This window comes from Hydrogenivirga sp. 128-5-R1-1 (genome assembly GCF_000171895.1).
This window is the reverse complement of record NZ_ABHJ01000379.1, coordinates 1-1,390: the sequence shown is the minus strand read 5'-3', so window position 1 is coordinate 1,390 and position 1,390 is coordinate 1. Positions and strand designations below refer to the sequence as shown.

General features: G+C 27.7%; 1 protein-coding gene and 1 pseudogene. Both read left to right on the top strand.

The features are described 5' to 3' along the window. A pseudogene (locus tag HG1285_RS20030) lies at positions 1-773 on the top strand (glycosyltransferase family 39 protein); the annotation flags it as partial. 57 nt (positions 774-830) lie between these two features. Beyond that, positions 831-1,390: NYN domain-containing protein (locus HG1285_RS01455; protein WP_008289392.1), on the top strand; the 560-nt coding region annotated here is incomplete at its 3' end.

Here is a 1,390-nt window from a genome sequence, read left to right as displayed (position 1 = left end):
ACGGCGGAATATTTTTAATAACATTTTTATTTGTTTTCTTAGGACTTTTACCTTTTTCAGTATTTGTAATACAGGCTTTAAAAAAGGCTTTAAAAGAAAAGTATAATGAACCATTACTTTTTTTACTTGTTTTTGCCTCAGTTTATATAGGATTTTTTGCCGTTTCAAGTACAAAACTTCCAAATTATACAGTGCCTTCTTATCCTCCTTTAGCCGTTTTAATTGGATATTATTTAATAAATTCAAAATACTCAAAATCCCAAACTTACAGCTTGCTTGCTTTTATATTAATAACAATTTTACTTGCTGTCGGAACTTATTTTGGGCTGAAAAATGAGCCTGCTGTTTCAGATTTGGCTTACACAGGACTTTCATTTTTATTTTTGACAGCCGTAGGAATACTGGCTTTAATCTTTGTTAAAAATACCAAAAGGATGATTTTTACACTTTTTACAGGAAGTTTTATTTTTAACTTACTGTTTTTTTATGTTTTATTTCCTCCAATTGACAAAAAAAATCCTGTTATGCAGTCTTTAAAACTTATAAATAAAAATAAAGTTGTATATTATAAAAATTTCAATCCTGCGTTTGCATTTTATATAAAAACTCCTATTAAAAAAGTTAAAAATATAGAAAATTTACCTGTAAAAACTTATATAATAACCAGAAAAAAATATTTAAAAGAGCTTAAACATTATAAAAACTTAAAAATCCTTTTTATTCAAAAAGACCTGTTTGAGAAAAAATACACAGCTGTTTTAAAGAAGCAGTAAGTTTGACATACCTTTCGTTTTAAAATAATTTTAAATAATAAAATATATGGAGGTTATATGTTTTTAGATAAGTTTTTAAAACACAAAAATAGCAGAAAAATAGAATACAGATACCTTGATGAAAAAATAGCTATTTTTATAGATGCAGGCAATATGTTTCACGCTTCCAATTACTACAAAATCAAAATAAATTACAAAAAATTAGTTGAGTTTTTAAGAAGAGATAGATGGCTTTTAAGGGCTTATTTTTACACAGGAGTTCCTACTCAGGATTTAGATAAAAGTTTGAAAGAACAGTGGAAAAAGCAAAAAGGGTTTTTAAACGAGCTTCAAAACCTAGGTATAAAAGTAAAAACAATGCCTTTAAAGAAAACTCCAGAAGGTTTTATAGAAAAAGGTGTTGATGTGTTGCTTGCAACTGATATGGTAAGTCTTGCATTTAGAAATGCCTATGATACTGCAATTCTTGTAAGTGGTGATAGTGATTATGTTCCTGTAGTAGAGGAAATTCAAGAGCTTGGCAAAAGGGTTGAAAATGCATCTTTTAAAAGAACAAGCTCTTTTGAGCTGAGAAAGGTTTGCGACAGGTTTATTTTACTTGACAACTTTATGGATAG